2 protein-coding genes are annotated in these 2,504 nt (G+C 64.1%); both read right to left on the bottom strand.

Going from position 1 to position 2,504, the window contains the following annotated elements; all coding sequences use genetic code 11:
- Positions 1–2,199 (bottom strand): heavy metal translocating P-type ATPase (locus tag G4O04_07250; GenBank protein HEY58312.1); only part of this gene is annotated, 2,199 nt, incomplete at its 3' end.
- A 92-nt stretch (positions 2,200–2,291) separates the two neighbouring features.
- Complete coding sequence (locus tag G4O04_07245) at positions 2,292–2,498, bottom strand: heavy-metal-associated domain-containing protein (protein ID HEY58311.1); 207 nt, start codon at positions 2,496–2,498, stop codon at positions 2,292–2,294.
- Positions 2,499–2,504: the final 6 nt, after the last annotated feature.

The raw sequence follows: 2,504 nt of genomic DNA, 5'->3' as shown, positions 1-2,504 counted from the left end.
GAGAGTGACCGGCGCCGTCGCCATGGCCACATCCGTGCCCGTGCCGATGGCCATCCCCACATCGGCCTGGGCCAACGCCGGGGCGTCGTTGATCCCATCGCCCACCATGGCGACCACATGGCCCTCCTCCTGCAACCGCTTCACCTCGCTCACCTTGTCGCCGGGCAGCACCTCGGCCAGCACCTGGTCCACCCCCACCTGCCGGGCAATGGCCTCGGCGGTACGCTGGTTGTCGCCGGTAAGCATGACCACCCGCAGCCCCAGGTCCCGCAACGCCTCCACAGCCTCCCGGGAGCCCTCTTTCACCGTGTCGGCCACGGCGATCACGCCCCGCGCCACGCCGTCCACCGCGACAAAAATGGCCGTCTTGGCCTCGCTCTCCAGCCGCTGAGCCTCGGCTTCCAGACCTTCCAGCGAAACATCGTGCTCGGCCATCATCCGACGACTGCCCGCCAGCACTTCGTGTCCATCCACCTCGGCGCGCACCCCATGACCGGCTTCGGCTTGAAAGCCCAGAGGCTCACTCAACACCAGGCCGCGGTTCCCGGCCTCGGCCCAGAGGGCCTCCCCTAAGGGGTGTTCGCTGCCTTGCTCCACCGAGGCCGCCAGGCGCAACAACTCGTCCTCGTCCATATCCACCGCCACGATGTCCGTCACCGCCGGCTGCCCGCGGGTGATGGTGCCCGTTTTGTCCAGCACCACGGTTGTGGCCTGCCCGGCGCGCTCCAGCGCCTCGCCGGACTTGAACAGAATGCCCATCTCGGCGCCCTTGCCCGTGCCCACCATCACCGCCGTGGGCGTGGCCAGCCCCATGGCGCAGGGGCAGGCGATGACCAGCACGGCCACCATGTTCACTAAGGCGCGGGTCAGCAAATTGGTGTCCGCCCCCGCCGGCAACGGCACGACAAAGTACCACACCAGGAAAGTGATCACCGCGATGCCCACCACCATCGGCACGAACACCGCCGAGACCTTGTCGGCCAGTTGCTGAATGGGCGCCTTGGAGCCTTGCGCCTCTTCCACCAGGCGGATGATCTGGGCCAGCGCCGTGTCCCGGCCCACCTTGGTAGCTTCGATCTTCAAAAGCCCCAGTTTGTTCATCGTGGCTCCGATGACCGCGTCGCCGGGGCCTTTCTCCACAGGCAGCGATTCGCCGGTGAGCATGGACTCATCCACCGCCGAACGCCCTTCGATGACCACCCCATCCACAGGGATCTTTTCCCCCGGGCGGACGATGACCACATCCCCCACGCGCACCTCTTCCACCGGCACTTCGATCTCCTGCCCGGCCCGCACCACGCGGGCCGTTTTGGCCTGCAGGCTCATCAATTTCTTGATGGCCTCGGAAGTGCGTCCTTTCGCCTTGGCCTCGAGGTACTTCCCGATGCGAATCAGCGTGATGATCGTCGCCGAGGTCTCAAAATAAAGGTGCCCGGGCAGCCACCCCAACAACACGGCCAGGGAGTAGAAGTAGGCCACCGAAGAGCCCAGGGCCACCAACACATCCATGTTGGCCGAACCGTTGCGCAGGGCTTTGTAGGCCCCTTCGTAGTATTGCCAGCCCACATAAAACTGCACCGGCGTCGCCAAAAGCAGGAACAGCCGGTTCAACCAGGGAGCCTGGGCCAGGGCCTGGGACAAAAGACCGAAATCGCGCCCCATGGAGAGCAAAAAGAGGGGCAGCGTAAAGGCCACGCCCATCCACAGCAAACGCCGCTGATGGGCAATTTCCCGCTCCCGCGCCAGGGCCTCCACATCCACGCCGGCCCCTTCTTCCACCAGCACCCGGAAGCCGACCTGCTCCACCGCCTGGCGCAACTCGCTTTGACTGACCACCGTGGGGATGTAGCGCACGCGCACCCGTCCGTTGACGATGTTGGCCGTCGCTTCGAGCACACCATCCATCTTGCGCAGCGTTTTTTCCAGCCGACGGGCATCGTTGTCGTCGCCCAGGCCCTGAACCTGGAAATCCGCCTCTCCGGTGGCCACATCATATCCGGCGCGCCGGATGCGCTGCACCAAATCCTCCAGCCCGGCCGCCTCGGGGTCGAAGACCACCGTGGCCCGCTCCGAGGCCAGGTTGACCACGGCCTCGGCCACGCCGGGCACCTTTTTCAAATTGCGTTCCACAGTGGCAACGCAGTTGGCACAAGTCATCCCCGTAACGGGCAAGACGACCTGCTTGCCTTGCTCTGCCATACAAACCTCCAACTTGGCAACAGAATTCCGGTGGACAAAACAAAGGGGTGACAGGCCCCACCCTGCCACCCCCAGACCCAACAGGCGGAATCTTACTCGGCCACCGGGTAATTGATCTCGGCCAACAACGCTTTGATACGCTCCTCGTTGGCCGGGGCCTCGAACTCAATGGTCACCCGCTTGGCCTGCACATCACCTTCTACTTTCTTCACCCCTTCCAGTTCGGACACTTCCATTTTGATGGTGTGAATGCAGTGATGGCAGGTAATGTTGGGGATATGGTAAGTCACCTTCACGATCCGACT

The sequence above is a fragment of the Anaerolineae bacterium genome (assembly GCA_011176535.1).
In the GTDB taxonomy this organism is placed as follows: Bacteria; Chloroflexota; Anaerolineae; order Anaerolineales; family DRMV01; genus DUEP01.
Note: the sequence above shows the minus strand (reverse complement) of the source record. Positions and strands in the feature narration are given on the sequence as shown.